This is a genomic window from Paenibacillus sp. TY11 (genome assembly GCF_059772165.1).
Genome location: NZ_JCBAIQ010000037.1, coordinates 19,439 through 34,781 on the forward strand (window position 1 = coordinate 19,439; position 15,343 = coordinate 34,781).

Sequence of the window (15,343 nt, forward strand, 5' to 3'; positions counted from 1 at the left end):
AGGTGCAGCGGATTATTCTATGAATGAATTAGTGTTTCTCTAGTTCATTTTCAGGTATATATTCGAGAACATCATGTAGGGTTAATGGACGACCAGAGAGCCGAATCAGTGTTTCCATCACGGTATTAAATGTTTTAAATTCGATTCGCTTGGATGTATTGTTACACATCTCATAGATGGTATTAGGCCTGATTTTTGCCTCACGAGCGAGAGCGTTTTTAGTAATCCCGATTTCTCGAAGTAATTCTTCAAGTTTAAAAACAATTCCCATACATACACCTCATTATAGAAATTTAAATAGAAATAGTATTAACTATTGAAGTTTATCTTTAAAGGATATAAAATAACTACAAAGGTTAATCTTTAAAGGTTATAAAATTGCGAATCTAATCTTTAGTAAAGACCGATTTAATAGATGTGAAGGGAGCTAAATCTAAATGAACAAAGGTAATTTTGAAAAAGTAAGTATCATTCTCGGAATAAAGGACTATGAAAAATGGCGAACGTAAATTCTGATTCGAATTTTTGTTCTCGTTTTACTTATATAATGTAACACAGAAGCGTAAAAGGGTGAAATGAACACCGTCCTAATAAAGATACATACTTCCCCAAAAGCTCTTGCATGCTAGTAGATTTCATTATATAATTTTAAATGATTATGATTCTCATTATCATTAAGTCTTTAGGTGCATGCTCCCGCTATGAGCCTAAGTGAATAGGATGGTGATGTACACATGGCTAAAGCAGATGTGGCTACTGCCAGAAGACAGCTTCGGAATCCGAACAAGGTAACTCGCAGACGAGCTTTGAGAACGATCAAAGCTGCGAAACGAGCGAAGTAGCAGGTTACAAGTTAACTGCAAATGGCAATACCAGTGTCAAATTTTTCAGTCTCCTCGTTTTGATATTGCACCTGCCTTCCTGATGGTGGTACACAGGAAAGTAGGTGTCTTTTTTTGAATAATAAAAAAGCGCCAGGCGGGTATCGAACCGTTCTGGCGCATTATTTGGAGATATAAAAAAACCAAACTCAAAATGAACATAAAAACGGAGTAGACGGAATAGTGCTGTACAAGCGAAGCGATCGCTTTTGTCCCCGGATTACTACTCTATAAAAGGCTTTGTTCAAGAAATCCGGGGGCGGTGGCGATGGGAAGCACTATCCGACTGTGTAGTGGCACAATATGAAACTTTTAAGTTCGGTTTTAATACAAAAACTACATTTATTTCTTTTGTGCAAACAGCCATTCAATCATATCCTGATTTTGCAGAGCCGGAACCCAGGAGAAGTGTCCCGTAGGTTTGATAATCCCTGCTTCGTATTCAGTGAAGTGAATGAGGTTTCCGTTTTGTGCTTTAATGGCAGCGACCATTTCTTGCGAGTTTTTAGGACTTACTGTGGTATCGTCTGCAGCATGGAAGGCCCAAATAGGAACGTTTTTCAATACTTCGACGTGTGTAGGTTCAACAGGGGCGTACATGTTAACGGCTTTTTCATAGTTGGTCAAACCGGCAATGGGTACGCCTGCGGCGAACAGGTCAAGATTTTTTTCCAACAATCTCCATGTTCCCATAGCTCCTTGAGAAATACCAACGATATAGATTCGGTTAGTATCGATCGGATATTTTAACGCCGTTTCACGTACCAAATCGGCTACAGCGCTGTTGCGCGGCTCATCCGCCCAAATGAATTTATGATCCAGGTCAATCGGGCTTTGTGGAGCAATTATGAAGGATGGATGTTTGGCTTGCTGCTCAGGAGAAGCCCAAGTAACAGCACCGGCATTCGCCAGCAGGTTTACTCCGTTTCCGTCACCACGCTCACCATTTCCGTGCAGAAACACAACCAGCGGGTAGGTTTTGCCGGACTCTACTTTAGGCTCAAACGTAAAGTAGTTGAGCTTGAAGCCCTCTTTATTTTCAAAGGTGTTTTTTTGGAATTCGTCCACGATAGGTGTAATTTTATTAGTTGCATTTATAGTCTGTGCAGAGGCTGGAATGGCTGTTTTCTTCGAAGTGACAATATCTTTCTTTTGACTAATGTAATAATTCAACGTGTTGATGCGGTTGACTGCGCTTGTTGCATCGTAAGTAAGGGTACTTGCATTTTTATCTTGCGTATCTAGCTCAATCACGACATATTTGCCATGAGTACTACGGTTGGTGATGGCCCCGGTATCGTTGGTATATACACCAGTCACGGTTCTGTCTGTGTATACATCATTGAGTACAGATTGAACCTGAAAGCTGGAAGTGGACAAGGATGCCCCATCAATATTGGTGCTGTATTTCAGTACAACAGCAGAAACGACTTCACCTAAAGGCTGTACCTGAGTAAGCAGGGTAGGCTGAGGTGCTGGGACATCTGCTGCTGCGGCAGAGCTGGAGGACGGGAAAAAGATCGTAAGCAGGAACACGAAAGATAATAAAACAAGGGCGAAACGTCTTTTTTGCATGAGATTAATCTCCTTTGGTGTCATTTTTTAAAGCGCTTTCTACATGTTCAGGATGCTTGACTGTATGCTGTTGAATTCATACAAATCAAAAAAAGGCAAACTCCGGGTACACAAATGTACTCGGGTTTTGCCTTTTCAGTAACAATCCCACTTGAAGGATAGCATCTTCATTGGAATCTGACAAGTGAAAGCGCTACAATTTTGGATGTTTTTTATAAAAAAAATCTACTTTCGCAACTTAGGATTTTGCAAAATCCATAAAGCGACATGTGATTAGCAATAGATAGATCGAAATGTTTTATAGCAGGAAACCAAGAAACGGGGGCTTTCCAACGATAATGTTGTAGTATATAATATTCTAAACTTAACACTGTTAACTTATATAATGATGTTAACAAAAGGAGACAAAATCATGAACCAATATGATGTTATTGTCATCGGCGCAGGGCTGGGTGGCTTGTCCTGTGCAGCAAGACTTTCCGCGCTCGGTTACCGGACAGCTGTTTTTGAGAGCCATACTCTGGCTGGCGGTTATGCAACCGAATTTACAAGAAAGGGCTACACTTTTGACGTATCCTTGCATGGCGTCGGCGGACTCGAAGGAGGCAGCTTTACTCAGCTACTGAAGGATTGTAATGCGGATCAGCGGATTGTGCCTCTCCGCAAAAAACACCCTTATTCCATTCGCTGGGAGGGGCAAATTATTGATATTCCGTCCGATGTTCAGGAGTATGTGCAGCTCCTCAAAAACATGTTTCCTGCTGAGGTGGCAGCCATCGACAGTCTGTTTGTGGGCATTCGCCGTTTTGAAACAGGCTTCTCCGCTTTTTCTTCCCTCACTTCCTGGTACAAGGCGGCTGGCCTGCTCAAAGCAGGAACCTTCTTCCGCTGGACGCAAATGACTACCTGGGAAGCTGTAAGCCAGTTCGGGTTGTCTGACCGATTCACGGAATTTTTCACCGCGCTGTGGGCCTATTATGGATTGCCTCCGAAGCGGCTTGCGGCCTTGTATTTTTTCATTCCCTGGATCGGCTACCATCTGGAGGGGACGTATTACATTGAGGGAGGCGCACAGGCTTTATCCAATGCACTGGTTGACGCTATTAAGTCAGCAGGAGGAGAAGTTCACCTGCGCAGTCAGGTGTCTGAGATTATGCTCGAACGCGGTAAAGCAGTTGGAGTTCGTCTGAAAAAAGGCGATGTATATAAAGCCAACTGGATTGTGTCTGGTATCAGTCCCCATCATACCTATGGCCGCCTACTGGAAAACCATGATGCTGTCCGTCGTGAGCTGGAAGCTGTCACCAGTCTGGAGACTGGCACGTCTCTCACCCAGCTATATCTTGGATTATCGTGCGAACCTCATGAGCTTGGCATCACCGAAGAAGACTTAATCCTGCGTAATGAGCCGGATTCGGAGACAGATTATGAAGTTATGATGAGCGGCCAGTACACTAAAGGCAACTGGATGCTCACCAATTATAACGCCATGGACCCTAAGCTCAATGAACCGGGAAAGGGTGTCATCGCAGTTACATTTTTGGACAGATTGGAGAACTGGCCTACCGCACGTCCCGAATATAAAGCCAAAAAAGAAGCCGTGACACAGCAGATACTGGGATGCCTTGAACAGCTGTATCCGGGTTTTGGCAGCAAAGTGGTGGTGGCCGAGTTGGGCACACCGCGCACGATGCAGCGTTATACCGCTAATCCCGACGGGGCCGTTTATGGCTATGCACAAACTGTCCGGCAGTCCGGTATAAAAAGACTGAAGCACAAAACAGCAGTAGACCGTCTATCATTGGTAGGGGCCTGGACACAGCCCGGGGGCGGGTTTCAAGGAGCTATGAACTCGGGTATAATGGAAGCTGATCGTATCGCCGCCAAATTGGGGTAGGCAGAAAGGGCAAGTACATCTACTCATGAAACATATCAAACGCCGAGAACGTGAAAGCAGTGAGATCCGCCGGAAAATCATTGAGGCCGCCCGGTCGCTTTTCCTTAACCAAGGGTATGCCGAAGTCTCCATGCGCAAAATTGCGGATCAGATCGAATATTCACCAACGACCATTTATCATTATTTTGCCAATAAGGAAGCCGTTGTCCGTGAACTGCTGCTAGAAGGAAATGCCTTGTTCCTGCAGGCTCTTCAGCAGCGTGTGGATGAAGCACAGGCAGCGGGATTAAATGCTCTGGACACACTGAAAACAGTATCCGACGCTTATGTCCGTTTTGGAACGGCTAACCCGGAATATTACAACATTCTGTTTATCAGCAACCTGGAATCTGTAAGCTTGGTCAGCCTTATAGACAGTGGACGCTTTAAAGGCTTTGAACTGCTTGAAGCCGGACTTAAGGCCGCTATGGAGGAGGGCTGCATCATTCAAGGAGATGAACGCCTGATCGCCAGATCCGTATGGAGTATGTTGCACGGATTGACTTCTTTGCTCCTGAATTTTGAGCTTCCTATGGCAAAATCAAATGATGAATTGATTTCATTTACTATAGATACTTTCCTTCGGGGGTTAAGCCGCTGACGCAGCGGCACGTCTCCTCACACCACTGTACATGCGGGTCCGCATACGACAATTCCGAGAGGTTAACAAAGTTCCAAATCTGAAAGCTGCTTAAGCACGGCTTCAATACGACGTTTGTCTTTTTTGAGCATAACGAGCTGCAAAGAAGCATGAAGCAGGTCTGAGATGTTAGCCCAAGCGTCTGCTTTCAGAGCGGGAAGAAGATCCCGATGAATCATAATATCCAGCGATTGAGCTGGGCTACGCTGAATGCGCTGCTCCCAGACAAGGAAAATATCCTTCGGATCCGCTTTCATATGAACACTCTGGTCCATTGGCTACAATACAGTGTTGGGGGAGACACCATAGCAAATATAAGCTGCCACACCGCTTTATCAATTCAGACAGGGAGGGAGGCAAAGGCATCTGCAGCCGTTCCTCCAGCTCAGTTAGTTCACCTGTAGAAATCCCCTCCGTCCATTGGTATACCACGTCAGGCATCCCACTTTGTCTCAGACGATCAACGACTTGTTCCAGTTTTTCTAAGGTTTGTGCAAAATGTACTGTCATTCGTATTCGTCCTCCTCTTACTCTACAACCCGGCAATGCTCTTTTTGCAAGAATGTTAGAATTTCATCACGAAGCGCTTTCCCTTTTTGTTCATAGATGATCGCCACTTCGCGTCCATATGCATAGTTGAAACGCACGTATCCGCCTAGAGTTTGAAGAAAAGCCATGCAGATATGCTCATTTTCAATCCATAGATTTGAGTCAAAATGCTGTTTAAAACGCTGAGCCAATACTTGTATGGATGCTGGAGCAAAATCCAGGGCCTGATCGCTCGGATGGGCTGGATTGTAGGCTTCGGCCGTATCCGGGGGGTTAAACAGTAGGAATGTAGCGGCTTTGTCTGGGCTGACAGGTTCTAAATAACGGGGGAATGGCTCCACTCTTCCAAATGTATCCTGTAGAATATGCTCCAATGTTTCTGTGAATGGAACTTGAACATCTAAAGTCTTCGTAGTAATGATCTCCGAGTGTCGTGGCAGCCATAGCAAGCCTTTAACTTGAGGGTGAATCGCTAGGAAGTCACCATCTATGGAGCAGCCGATGACCACGCACTCACTCAGCTGTTGCGCTGTGATTGGACAGTTATCATCATGCGTCCACAGTTCGTAATCCGCATAGGCTTGCAGTAGTTGAGGATCTGGCCGTTCAATTACGAGTAGGCCGCAATAGGTTCCCGGCCCGTAACGAGTAAGGAATACTGCATAGGCAATTGGTAAAGTTATTCCATAGGTATGCTCAAAATTTGTCAGTTCATCGGCAGCCACTGACGTGTGTTGTGTAGAAACCCAATACATGTAGAATACACCTGCTTTCTGGGACTCTATCTATCGGCTGGAGTCCAAATATAAATGAGAGATATGCTATAATCAGGAAATAAAATAGTTAAAGATTAGTCTATCTTAATTATGTAGGAACTACGATTTGTAAGGGGACGAAGGAGGAGCACATCGTATGACATCAGAGGTACAAGCCTACATAAATCCAATTTTTGAGGCGATTGATGAGGCGTGCGCTTCTGAGCACAAGCGCATCGCCGAATTCCAGACAAAAAGTGTTCTTCACGAAGGAATTCATGAATACTTAAAAGTTACCTGTAAGAAGGATGGGCTGTGGGTGGATACCTACGAACCGTTTGATTGGGATCATCGTAGACCGGATACGAAAATTTCTGGTTTTACAGATGGGGTAACATTGCAGCAGGTGCAGGACGAATGGATGCCTATGTTCAGGAAAAAGATAGAGGCTCTATTTAAGTCGGAAGAATTTAGTTCTATGTTTTTTCGTTATCGGCTGGATTTTCATCTGGAAGTGGTCTTGGAGAATAAGGCCAGTCATTTTACATTCTCGCTTCTGAACGAAGATAAACGGCAGCGCCTATTAGCCTCTATTGAACACTTTGTGGAGCAAAAGCTCAACCCCGCCAGTAAAGCTATCCCGAAGGAAGAAGATGATTTTTTCTTAGTAAGGCACTTGCTTGATCCTCATTTGTACCCTATAGACGCCCAGCGGGTAGATGAGCTGCTCAATCGAATGGATGCCAAAGTGAAGGTCAGCCGCAACCGTGAGGAAGCATGGAGGTATCAGCTCAGTAGTGGCTTAAAGCGATGGGCTGAGGATGAATTTTTGGCCAAGTATGCAGATCGGGAAAAAAACTACGGGCTGGAGTATACGGTGAAGCCTGATATTCTCCCTTCGGAAATTTCTGCCCCAGCTATGGAGATGTTCCTGCTTACCGCGATGCGGGTGGGTTCGACCGATGCCGATGCACGGCAGAAATATTTGGAGATTGCTGCACAGCTAGGCTCGGAGCAGGCTTCCGTGTGGCTTGAGAGCGGATCAGGAAGCATCCCAGCGCTACATACAAGCGAGCGAGTCATCTGCCAAGCCAATGATATTTTGCAAACGCTGGAGGTTCAGATTCGTTCAGAGGAAGAAGAAAGCTATAGAGAAGCGCTCGTATATTTATGCGATATTTTAAAGAAGGGCTTTACCAAGGAATATCGGATGAAGTTCAAAAGCAAGGTGAAAAATTACCTGCCTGTGCCCAAGTTGGCCAAATCTACGTTACATCGTTTCTTCGCCAATGCACTTGAATACCCTGCGCTGCATCCGTTGCTGGCTGAATATGCCGAGGTCGTGATGGAAGAGTTCAAGTGGTATAACGATGTAGAGCCAGGTGAAAAGTCGGCGATGCCGGGAACCTATGCGGTGATGGGACTGGGCCTTAAAGGAACGAACTATTTCCCATTAGTGAATCGTTATATGAAGCTGGTGGACAGTGAACATCAGTCCGTACAGGATGGTTACGCCGCTGTATTTGCTGACGCACATGGACTGACACCTGACACGATTCCCGTTTGGACGAGGATTCTTCTGGCAGGCAACGAGTCTGCCAAACCACTGAAGTCATCCGGAATCGAAACCGTAGAGCAGGCGCAGGTACTGATAGAGGAGCTTGAGAAGCTGGAAGACTATGAACAAGAGGTGCTTGTTTATCGTATATGGGGTGGCGTGAAGAAACTAAAAAACAGCCTGAAACAGGCTGCCCCTGAGGTAAAAGTGCTGCTGGAGACGCTTATTCCATAAAAGCATCATATTCATGATAATATCGCAGTCCCTGCGCGATGCGGTGAATATCCGGCTCGCTTCCGTTGCGGCGCAGCACTTCAATAACATCCTGTACAGTTGCTACCTCTAGCCAAGATTGCACGTGATGGTCTGGCTAGGCCCTCCCTTAGCGGCTTGCTTATGCTGTAGCTTTTGTAATATTTTCAAGATGGCCTGGCGATTCTTCGCATCCTTAATGTACTTGGGAATGGAATGGGAAGCCGTACGCATCATACCGGATGTAGGCTTTTCTCGCAACTCGGCAGAGATATAGGAGAGCAGGTAATTCAGGTGTGTCCGGTTAAGGGCCCAGACAGATTTACCCCGATAGTAATCAAGGAAGTATAGCTGGAGCTGGAAGATAGGGTCTTTTCCATTTTGGATTACGTTCGTATGCCATTCACGTGATTGTACACGATGCACCGGAACCTGATTACGTGTCTCGCAGTGCGGACAGTTTATATTCGTATGTTTATGGGTAATCGTTCGGTCATCATGGATTTCGATATTAAAATACCGTTCGCAATGGTTGCATACGCCGCGTGCATAGAATGTATACGATTCTGGCTGCTGATACGTGTAATAACAATGAAAACATCGAACGACGTAATAACAGTCTTCTTTGGATTTGGAAATAAAAGCTTGGCCCTGACAACGGGGGCAGTGAACAGCCACCTGTTCTCCTCTCCTGATCACGGCGCTAAAGTCATATTTATATCCATGTTCATCTTTGAAGCGCTTTTGCTCCATATTCGTTCCTCCTTTTCGGAAAGAGCGTAAAAACGTACATTTTATTAGTCATATGTTATAATATTCCTCAACAACAGAATGGCTTAGATGGGCGGTCGGCTAGTCTCCTGTAAAGGAGGTGAGGCCTGTGGAGGTTAAAGACTCCTTAATGTTGATGATTCAATTTGCAACGTTGGTGATCCTGATTCTTTCCTTCCATAAAAAGAAATAGACCGCCCGTGGTAGGAACCGGTCTATTTCATATACCGTAAACTTGCAGCCACCGCCCTTAAAAGCGGCTGTTGCCAAAGAGTGAGGATGTTGACGCATCTTCACTCTTTTTTTAGAATATACATCTTATTCCCATTTTAACACTTGAAAATGGCCTTTTCAATGCGCCGAAGGATGAAAAGGTGAATAGGACGTGCAAAAGGAGAGGGCAAACATGAGCATTTTTACAGGGCTGCAACGTCCGCAGTTTCAGGCTTATTATGATGAGGCTTTTCTAATAGAGCATCGTTTTGAAAATGGTATGGGCTTTCCGCCTTCTTATAGATTATGTCAAAACTCTTGGTTACGGGCGACTATGCGGCTTATGGAACATTCATATTCCTCTTGGCGATCACCCAGATTCTTGGCTCTATCGTTACCATGACGGGCGGGCCTGGTTTGATGATTTACTGGAATCGGAAGAGGTTTTACAAGAAGCGGCGCTGGAGCCAGATGGTTTTCCAGAACTTTTGGAGCATGCGGTTCCCTTCGCTTCCAGTGGAGGGGATGACCTGCTGATCTGGGATGTTCAATCGCCTGATGAACGGGGAGAATTCCCAGTCTATGCTTTGAATCTACGCACATGGGGCAATTTTCGGTATGCAGCCTCGGATTTGTATAGCCTCGTCGAAGCATTGGTGGATGAAGAGCGCGTGAAGTCGGTATTGGGGACAGAGCGTACACCATTCCCTTATACGTTCGAGCCCTTTTAACAGGTCTAATAACCACCTTGGCATTCAAACTTCAAGGTGGTTATTAGCGCTGCGCTGCTATTCTTCTGCTAGTGGTCATCATATTGGGCTAAATATCGCTGTACCAACTCATATCCAGCCACGCCCATTACAGTATATTGATTATATTGTTCCAGTTCCAGATTGCGTATATATTCATCCCCGCAATACAGATGGCCCGCACAATTAAAATATTTTAGCTGTTGTTGTTCCTCGGATAGAGGGCGCTGATCGATAATAGGCCATACTCCCTCCGTCAGATTTTGGGTAGCGGTGAATATAACTTCAAATCGGCCGTCATGCATGGGGATAACAAAAATATCGCCTTCCCGATGCTTGATTCTCTTAAACACCATCTTCAGGCCAGCTCTTCCTGAATGATCTCTGTTTTTAGACCTTTAGCGCTGGTAATCGTAATGCTGATCGCATCATAGCCGTTCCGCTTCGCATCTTCAAAATCGCATCGTTCGCCGTTGACCAACTCCAGCTGTCCATTCTCATCCACATCGTCTGCAAACTCATCATCCCAATCAACATTATAAAAAGCAGTTATGCTTACCTCAAAGGTATCCTCACCATCTTCGTTCAGATAGGGCAGCAGGAGAGTGCGATTGTTCTGCTGTTCCTTGGTATAAACTTCGGATAGCAGAGCATCGTAACCATGACGGGTTCCGTCAAAAATCACGATTTGTTCACCTGTGACTGCATCTTCTGCAATAATGAGCTGGGGTGCAAATTCAGTTACAGCGATCAGCTCGTCCATAAGTTCTCCATAATAAAAAATGTGGAATTTCGTATGTCCGGCCTGTGAACGGAGCTTACCTGTCCACTCCTGCTCGACCCATGCCCCCGGGTTTTCGGGTACAACCCAACCTTCCAAATAAGCCGGTCCCCATTTAGGATTATGTATTTCTGTCATCAGTAGGCCTCCCTTTCTGCTCGTTGAGTCGTTCAGTTACCTGATTAAAAAACGTTGTAAAGTCTGTTGCCACCAGATACAAATGTCCACATTCGTCCTGCTCTGCAATATCATAGTTCAGTTTGTCATCATAAGCATGAAGATGTGTGCGGTCCCAGTAGTACACATACGGGGTGTATTCATTACATATCAGAACGTAAAAATTGTCGCCCGCATCTGCACCAATTAACAAAGCGTTCTCGACATGATGGATTTCATCCAGAAACTCATCATTAATCACTAGAAGGTCATGATTTTTGTTGGATACCTCATATCCGAAAAAACAAGTCAAATCAATGTCTCCGTTATCCACGCGATCGAAGGGCACATTGCAATAAAAAGGGGCGGCTACATAAAAGCCGTTATATTGTGAAAGGAAACGTTTATAGCCAGCGGGCAATTTACGCTGTATCTGTTCCTCCAATGCTGCGATCTGGGCAGGCGAAAGCCCTGATTCAATTGCGAATGACATCAACAACCAGCCTCCTTGATCCTAGTGAACCATAGATCTCTTTTTTGAAAATGAGACGACGCAGCGGTGCATCGTTTGTGAGATCATGTCATGGATAGGGTGACGATTTTGTTGTCCTCATCCACATCCACCTTCACATTCATTCCTAGCTTGTCCTTAAACAGCTTACTGATATTGATATAGTCATCCTTTACCGCACGGCTTGATCTACCGGTTGTGCGAGTCATCCCAGCGGTGATGATGGAACGGACGTATGTTTTATCGAGCTTGGCTTCGGGATTATAGGTATAAATAATCTGTTCCTGCTGATTGTAATAATGGGTTAATTCCGTGTAGTCGTTAGCATTCTCATACTGCTTTTCCTCACGCACATACTCAAGATGGTCCATGGTGTAGTGGACTCCCCCGTCCAGAAAAGGATTTTCCTTGGAGGGTCGGAGTTCATATTGTCCGTAGGCTAGTTGAAACAGATACTCTATGCCTGAGCCCTCCGCCTGATAGTAGAGCTGACGATTGTCCCCTTTTTTATCTATAGCGGTATAGCTGCTGATTAAAGGCCAGGCATCATACTTTTTATCCTTTACCTCAATGGCAAGCTTGTAATGTACAAGCACCTTTTCATTTTGAAATAATCCAAAGCTGCTCATAATAAAATAGGCAGGCACACATATAATCCCGATAATCAATATGAATATAAATATTCTTACACGCATAAGTAGAGTGATTCTCCTTTGGTTGTCGATTATGTGGACAGCTCCCGTTTGGCAGATGCACCGAATTCCTCATGCTGCGATAATTGCTTCAGAGCATGTTGTGCGAAAGGCATGCTTTTATGTGCGCGAAGCAGTGCAAAAGCGGCCTCCTTGAATAAGATATATGTATCACTGCGGATCAACTCTCATGTCTGTAGTTCGATAAAGCTTCTTCCGTTCCACCACCCTCCAGCAGCACCATTACCGTATAGGAGATGGTATCAATCCAATGGTCGAGGGTGTTGATCTGCTCTACTGTCAGCAGGTTGTTTCGCTGCAGCATACCATCAGGATACAATGCCCATGCCCGTGTATATTGGCAAATCCCCCACAGAGCGGCAATCAGCTCCCGCTCTACGGATGGTTCCTCCAACTCATCTGCCAGTACTTCAATGATGGTCATCAGCTCATGGAAATTATCCTCGATCAGTTCTCCCTGGAAGGGGCGAAGCATCCCTAGAAATCCGTTTTGCATTCTGGGATGATTCAGATCATCGTGAACAAAAGAATGACAACGTAAAAGCTCGCGAGCCTCTTGTTTATTCATCAAGTTCCGTAATCTCTGCACGGATGCCTCTGCACAGAAAGCTACCTGACAGTCCCGACAAGGCATCAATATCGACGACCATATCTGCTTCTTCATAGCGAAAATCAAGCTGCAAAATGATGTTTTCTGTTTCTACAGGGGTTAATACGTGCTCTTTAGTTTCCAGAAATGCAAAAGTCACCGCATAACGTGGAATGTCCTTTGCTGGATCTTCCGGTGTCACAGGTGCCTCAGCCGTAGGCTCCAGATCCGGAGATTTAGGGACTAGTACGGTAGCGGGGGATAGCTCAATCGTCAACGTAATTTGGTCTTTCGTCATATTGGCATCCGTAATTCGGTCATAATGAAAGGGAGGGAAATAGCCGAGCTTTTCGACAATGCTGTCCGCTCCTTGAATAGAAACAGTTGGAGAGAAAGCCAGTTCCAGTCCGATTGTGCCTGCCAGTTGGCTTTCATATTCTGGATTGATACGTACAAGGACCTGTTCCGGCTCCACTTTCAAAATCGTGCCAATAAAATACTGTTTGCCATGAATCAGAACAATATCATGCGGAACGAACGGTAGCGCTCCCCCGGCTTGGTATCGAATGAGATATTCGTTCTCTTTTTTTTCAACCTTTTGAACTTGAATGTGCATAAATTGCAGCCTCCTAGGTTAATAGTATGACGGATTGTTTAAGTGTGTGGTAAAGGGAATGGAGTCCACGATTGAAAAACATACTTCATATCCGGGGTATCCTGTTCAAGCATAAATGGAAGAATATCCATAATGGCGCGTGCTTTACTGCCAGCATAAAAGTTACGCGAGCTATGTAGTAGCTTCTTTGCCTTTAACGACTGGCTCAGCTTCATCATAACGTCTTCGACGATTGTTTGGTCGATACTTTCATAAACGTCCTGACGGATTGAAACGAGCATGCCGCAATTATTAGAAGATTGGCACATGGGGTCATTGGACAAAAGAATGTACACCTCCGGCGTTGACACACGGGTATTGAGGATACCTGATACATTCAGGAGCGTTTCGAATACATCGAGCAAGTTAGTAAAACACTCTTTAGAAAATACGGTGTGTTTCTCCGCAAGGCGCCCTGTCATTATAAAATTGTAATGCAGGTTGTTGACCACAGGCATCCATCCTTTTATTTATGAATTACCAATTCTATTACCATAATATATGACATGGAGATTGAATTCACCTTTTGCATTGGCTTTGGAATTGTTCATTAAATCGTTTGGAAACCAGTCCAACTTCGCGTATACTAGGAAAGTCATAAATGGAACGGCCTGAGCCGCCTTGCGGCCGTATGTTGGTTACAGGAACAGATTCAACGATAACGGATAAGCTCCCTTCCTGAAAAGGGTAGAATGAGAACCGATGCAAAAATGGGAATTCTGAACTATGGAACGATAGATGTCATATGGCACATGAACCTATTTTACGTGACACATATTGAATACAGATAAGGGAAGTGAATACCACTTGAAAAATTTTGCAGCATTAGGCGTAGAGCAACATTGGGTAGAAGCCTTGAAAGAGCAGGGGATTTCAGCCCCAACTCCTGTACAGCAGGAATCCATTCCACTGTTGATGGAAGGTCAGGATGTTATCGCCGAGGCACATACAGGAACAGGAAAAACGCTTGCGTTTTTACTGCCGATTCTACAAAAGCTGAATTTGGACAAGCGATACCCACAGGCGCTCGTGATTGCACCTACGCGTGAACTGGCGCTCCAGATTACAGAGGAAGCAAAATGCTTGGCTGCTACGGAGCCGAACCTATCATTACTGGCTGTATATGGAGGACAGGATGTGGAGCGTCAGCTCCGTAAACTGAAAGGCGGCGCACAACTGATTATTGGAACACCTGGGCGACTGCTGGATCACCTGAGACGTGGCACGCTGGATCTGGGTGGCATTAAAATGCTGGTCCTGGATGAAGCCGATCAAATGTTACACATGGGCTTTTTGAACGATGTGGAGACGATTCTTCAGGAAGTTCCTTACCGGAGACAGACGATGCTGTTCTCCGCTACGATGCCAGCCGGTATTCGCAAGCTGGCTCGTGTCTATATGAACGAACCCGTAGATGTCAAAGTGAAATCCGCTTCTTCCGTTCCGGTGAGCCAAATCCGTCAGGTCGTTGTGCAAACAACAGACCGTGGTAAGCAACAGGCATTGGTGGATATGCTGAATACGGATCGTCCGTATTTGGCTGTTATTTTCTGCCGTACGAAGCGCCGGGCTGCCAAACTGAACGAGGAGCTGCAAGAGATGGGCTTCGAGAGCGGTGAGCTTCACGGGGATTTGTCGCAGAACAAGCGGGAGCAAGTGATGAAGGCGTTCCGTGAAGCGAAACTTCAATTGCTCGTAGCGACTGATGTAGCCGCACGCGGCCTGGATGTAGAAGGCGTCACGCATGTCTTCAACTACGACATGCCGCAGGATGCCGAAGGCTATATCCACCGCATTGGGCGTACCGGCCGTGCCGGAGGCAAAGGTGTGGCGGTGACGCTCGCCACGCCAAGGGATATTCCGGAGCTTCGGAATATCCAGAAAGTTGCTGGTGTCACATTCACCAGCAGTGAGGGCGGCGGGCAGCGTAGACCTGCTCCCGATACGGCTGTTGCCAGATCCGGTATATAGCAGCAAGTTGGTTACCCGCTTGATCAACCGCATCATGCTCGACGGAAAACGAGGCGTTACTCAAAGCATTCTGTACAATGCGTTCAAG

General features: G+C 45.6%; 19 protein-coding genes and 2 pseudogenes. 8 read left to right on the forward strand and 13 right to left on the reverse strand.

The window, feature by feature from the left end:
• Positions 1 to 28: 28 nt before the first annotated feature.
• Complete coding sequence (locus tag AC6EJC_RS25365; protein WP_023990771.1) at positions 29 to 271, reverse strand: helix-turn-helix domain-containing protein; 243 nt, start codon at positions 269 to 271, stop codon at positions 29 to 31.
• Positions 272 to 734: 463 nt separating this feature from the next.
• Between AC6EJC_RS25365 and AC6EJC_RS25370 the strand changes: the two genes are divergently transcribed.
• Entirely contained in the window at positions 735 to 842 is a 108-nt protein-coding gene (locus tag AC6EJC_RS25370) for a putative metal homeostasis protein (RefSeq protein WP_444956313.1), read from the forward strand.
• Positions 843 to 1,223: 381 nt separating this feature from the next.
• On the opposite strand, the gene AC6EJC_RS25375 is transcribed toward AC6EJC_RS25370, so the two are convergent.
• Complete coding sequence (locus AC6EJC_RS25375) at positions 1,224 to 2,456, reverse strand: peptidase (RefSeq protein ID WP_444956314.1); 1,233 nt, start codon at positions 2,454 to 2,456, stop codon at positions 1,224 to 1,226.
• Between the two features lie 412 nt (positions 2,457 to 2,868).
• Here AC6EJC_RS25375 and AC6EJC_RS25380 point away from each other — a divergent pair, with 412 nt between their 5' ends.
• Both AC6EJC_RS25380 and AC6EJC_RS25385 read left to right on the forward strand, forming a co-directional pair.
• Positions 2,869 to 4,353, forward strand: coding sequence for a phytoene desaturase family protein (locus AC6EJC_RS25380; RefSeq protein WP_444956315.1), 1,485 nt, complete (start codon positions 2,869 to 2,871; stop codon positions 4,351 to 4,353).
• Between the two features lie 25 nt (positions 4,354 to 4,378).
• Positions 4,379 to 4,993, forward strand: a complete 615-nt coding sequence (locus tag AC6EJC_RS25385) for a TetR/AcrR family transcriptional regulator (RefSeq protein ID WP_444956316.1) — start codon at positions 4,379 to 4,381, stop codon at positions 4,991 to 4,993.
• 62 nt (positions 4,994 to 5,055) lie between these two features.
• On the opposite strand, the gene AC6EJC_RS25390 is transcribed toward AC6EJC_RS25385, so the two are convergent.
• Together AC6EJC_RS25390 and AC6EJC_RS25395 are read right to left on the reverse strand one after the other, a co-directional pair.
• Positions 5,056 to 5,289: a hypothetical protein gene (locus tag AC6EJC_RS25390; protein WP_444956317.1), complete on the reverse strand. Its 234-nt coding sequence runs from the start codon at positions 5,287 to 5,289 to the stop codon at positions 5,056 to 5,058.
• A 270-nt stretch (positions 5,290 to 5,559) separates the two neighbouring features.
• Positions 5,560 to 6,336: an SMI1/KNR4 family protein gene (locus AC6EJC_RS25395; RefSeq protein ID WP_444956318.1), complete on the reverse strand. Its 777-nt coding sequence runs from the start codon at positions 6,334 to 6,336 to the stop codon at positions 5,560 to 5,562.
• Positions 6,337 to 6,493: 157 nt separating this feature from the next.
• Here AC6EJC_RS25395 and AC6EJC_RS25400 point away from each other — a divergent pair, with 157 nt between their 5' ends.
• Positions 6,494 to 8,128, forward strand: a complete 1,635-nt coding sequence (locus tag AC6EJC_RS25400; RefSeq protein ID WP_444956319.1) for a DUF6138 family protein — start codon at positions 6,494 to 6,496, stop codon at positions 8,126 to 8,128.
• On the opposite strand, the gene AC6EJC_RS25405 is transcribed toward AC6EJC_RS25400, so the two are convergent.
• Complete coding sequence (locus AC6EJC_RS25405; RefSeq protein ID WP_444956320.1) at positions 8,118 to 8,252, reverse strand: DUF7716 domain-containing protein; 135 nt, start codon at positions 8,250 to 8,252, stop codon at positions 8,118 to 8,120. The genes AC6EJC_RS25400 and AC6EJC_RS25405 overlap by 11 nt on opposite strands.
• Complete coding sequence (locus AC6EJC_RS25410) at positions 8,237 to 8,899, reverse strand: hypothetical protein (protein WP_444956321.1); 663 nt, start codon at positions 8,897 to 8,899, stop codon at positions 8,237 to 8,239. Before AC6EJC_RS25410 ends, AC6EJC_RS25405 begins: the two co-directional genes overlap by 16 nt.
• Positions 8,900 to 9,026: 127 nt before the next feature.
• Here AC6EJC_RS25410 and AC6EJC_RS25415 point away from each other — a divergent pair, with 127 nt between their 5' ends.
• Both AC6EJC_RS25415 and AC6EJC_RS25420 read left to right on the forward strand, forming a co-directional pair.
• A complete protein-coding gene (locus AC6EJC_RS25415) occupies positions 9,027 to 9,110 on the forward strand; it encodes a putative holin-like toxin (RefSeq protein WP_444956329.1) in 84 nt (27 codons plus the stop codon).
• A 289-nt stretch (positions 9,111 to 9,399) separates the two neighbouring features.
• Positions 9,400 to 9,861 carry a hypothetical protein gene (locus AC6EJC_RS25420; protein WP_444956322.1) on the forward strand — a complete coding sequence of 154 codons (462 nt, stop codon included), beginning with the start codon at positions 9,400 to 9,402 and terminating at the stop codon, positions 9,859 to 9,861.
• Between the two features lie 68 nt (positions 9,862 to 9,929).
• On the opposite strand, the gene AC6EJC_RS25425 is transcribed toward AC6EJC_RS25420, so the two are convergent.
• The 7 genes from AC6EJC_RS25425 to AC6EJC_RS25455 form a co-directional block, all read right to left on the reverse strand.
• Positions 9,930 to 10,235 carry an Imm26 family immunity protein gene (locus AC6EJC_RS25425; RefSeq protein ID WP_444956323.1) on the reverse strand — a complete coding sequence of 102 codons (306 nt, stop codon included), beginning with the start codon at positions 10,233 to 10,235 and terminating at the stop codon, positions 9,930 to 9,932.
• Between the two features lie 2 nt (positions 10,236 to 10,237).
• Positions 10,238 to 10,798 carry a hypothetical protein gene (locus AC6EJC_RS25430; protein WP_444956324.1) on the reverse strand — a complete coding sequence of 187 codons (561 nt, stop codon included), beginning with the start codon at positions 10,796 to 10,798 and terminating at the stop codon, positions 10,238 to 10,240.
• On the reverse strand, positions 10,782 to 11,309 hold the full coding sequence (locus AC6EJC_RS25435) for an SMI1/KNR4 family protein (RefSeq protein ID WP_444956325.1): 528 nt from the start codon (positions 11,307 to 11,309) through the stop codon (positions 10,782 to 10,784). Before AC6EJC_RS25435 ends, AC6EJC_RS25430 begins: the two co-directional genes overlap by 17 nt.
• Before the next feature lie 83 nt (positions 11,310 to 11,392).
• Positions 11,393 to 12,022, reverse strand: a complete 630-nt coding sequence (locus tag AC6EJC_RS25440) for a hypothetical protein (RefSeq protein ID WP_444956326.1) — start codon at positions 12,020 to 12,022, stop codon at positions 11,393 to 11,395.
• Between the two features lie 178 nt (positions 12,023 to 12,200).
• Positions 12,201 to 12,608, reverse strand: a complete 408-nt coding sequence (locus AC6EJC_RS25445) for a hypothetical protein (protein ID WP_444956330.1) — start codon at positions 12,606 to 12,608, stop codon at positions 12,201 to 12,203.
• The gene (locus AC6EJC_RS25450) at positions 12,601 to 13,245 is read right to left on the reverse strand and encodes an immunity 50 family protein (protein WP_444956327.1); all 645 of its coding nucleotides are present in this window, start codon (positions 13,243 to 13,245) and stop codon (positions 12,601 to 12,603) included. Before AC6EJC_RS25450 ends, AC6EJC_RS25445 begins: the two co-directional genes overlap by 8 nt.
• Before the next feature lie 38 nt (positions 13,246 to 13,283).
• Positions 13,284 to 13,742 carry a hypothetical protein gene (locus tag AC6EJC_RS25455; protein ID WP_444956328.1) on the reverse strand — a complete coding sequence of 153 codons (459 nt, stop codon included), beginning with the start codon at positions 13,740 to 13,742 and terminating at the stop codon, positions 13,284 to 13,286.
• Between the two features lie 349 nt (positions 13,743 to 14,091).
• Here AC6EJC_RS25455 and AC6EJC_RS25460 point away from each other — a divergent pair.
• Positions 14,092 to 15,234 (forward strand): annotated as a pseudogene (locus tag AC6EJC_RS25460) (DEAD/DEAH box helicase); the annotation flags it as partial.
• A pseudogene (locus tag AC6EJC_RS25465) lies at positions 15,218 to 15,343 on the forward strand (hypothetical protein); the annotation flags it as partial. The pseudogenes AC6EJC_RS25460 and AC6EJC_RS25465, both read left to right, overlap by 17 nt.

Excerpts from the sequence above, each read along its gene's own strand:
- AC6EJC_RS25365 (WP_023990771.1), bottom strand. The coding sequence starts at position 271 with ATGGGAATTGTTTTTAAACTTGAAGAATTACTTCGAGAAATCGGGATT.
- AC6EJC_RS25370 (WP_444956313.1), top strand. The coding sequence starts at position 735 with ATGGCTAAAGCAGATGTGGCTACTGCCAGAAGACAGCTTCGGAATCCG.
- AC6EJC_RS25375 (WP_444956314.1), bottom strand. The coding sequence starts at position 2,456 with ATGCAAAAAAGACGTTTCGCCCTTGTTTTATTATCTTTCGTGTTCCTG.
- AC6EJC_RS25380 (WP_444956315.1), top strand. The coding sequence starts at position 2,869 with ATGAACCAATATGATGTTATTGTCATCGGCGCAGGGCTGGGTGGCTTG.
- AC6EJC_RS25385 (WP_444956316.1), top strand. The coding sequence starts at position 4,379 with ATGAAACATATCAAACGCCGAGAACGTGAAAGCAGTGAGATCCGCCGG.
- AC6EJC_RS25390 (WP_444956317.1), bottom strand. The coding sequence starts at position 5,289 with ATGAAAGCGGATCCGAAGGATATTTTCCTTGTCTGGGAGCAGCGCATT.
- AC6EJC_RS25395 (WP_444956318.1), bottom strand. The coding sequence starts at position 6,336 with ATGTATTGGGTTTCTACACAACACACGTCAGTGGCTGCCGATGAACTG.
- AC6EJC_RS25400 (WP_444956319.1), top strand. The coding sequence starts at position 6,494 with ATGACATCAGAGGTACAAGCCTACATAAATCCAATTTTTGAGGCGATT.
- AC6EJC_RS25410 (WP_444956321.1), bottom strand. The coding sequence starts at position 8,899 with ATGGAGCAAAAGCGCTTCAAAGATGAACATGGATATAAATATGACTTT.
- AC6EJC_RS25425 (WP_444956323.1), bottom strand. The coding sequence starts at position 10,235 with ATGGTGTTTAAGAGAATCAAGCATCGGGAAGGCGATATTTTTGTTATC.
- AC6EJC_RS25430 (WP_444956324.1), bottom strand. The coding sequence starts at position 10,798 with ATGACAGAAATACATAATCCTAAATGGGGACCGGCTTATTTGGAAGGT.
- AC6EJC_RS25435 (WP_444956325.1), bottom strand. The coding sequence starts at position 11,309 with ATGTCATTCGCAATTGAATCAGGGCTTTCGCCTGCCCAGATCGCAGCA.
- AC6EJC_RS25440 (WP_444956326.1), bottom strand. The coding sequence starts at position 12,022 with ATGCGTGTAAGAATATTTATATTCATATTGATTATCGGGATTATATGT.
- AC6EJC_RS25445 (WP_444956330.1), bottom strand. The coding sequence starts at position 12,608 with ATGAATAAACAAGAGGCTCGCGAGCTTTTACGTTGTCATTCTTTTGTT.
- AC6EJC_RS25450 (WP_444956327.1), bottom strand. The coding sequence starts at position 13,245 with ATGCACATTCAAGTTCAAAAGGTTGAAAAAAAAGAGAACGAATATCTC.
- AC6EJC_RS25455 (WP_444956328.1), bottom strand. The coding sequence starts at position 13,742 with ATGCCTGTGGTCAACAACCTGCATTACAATTTTATAATGACAGGGCGC.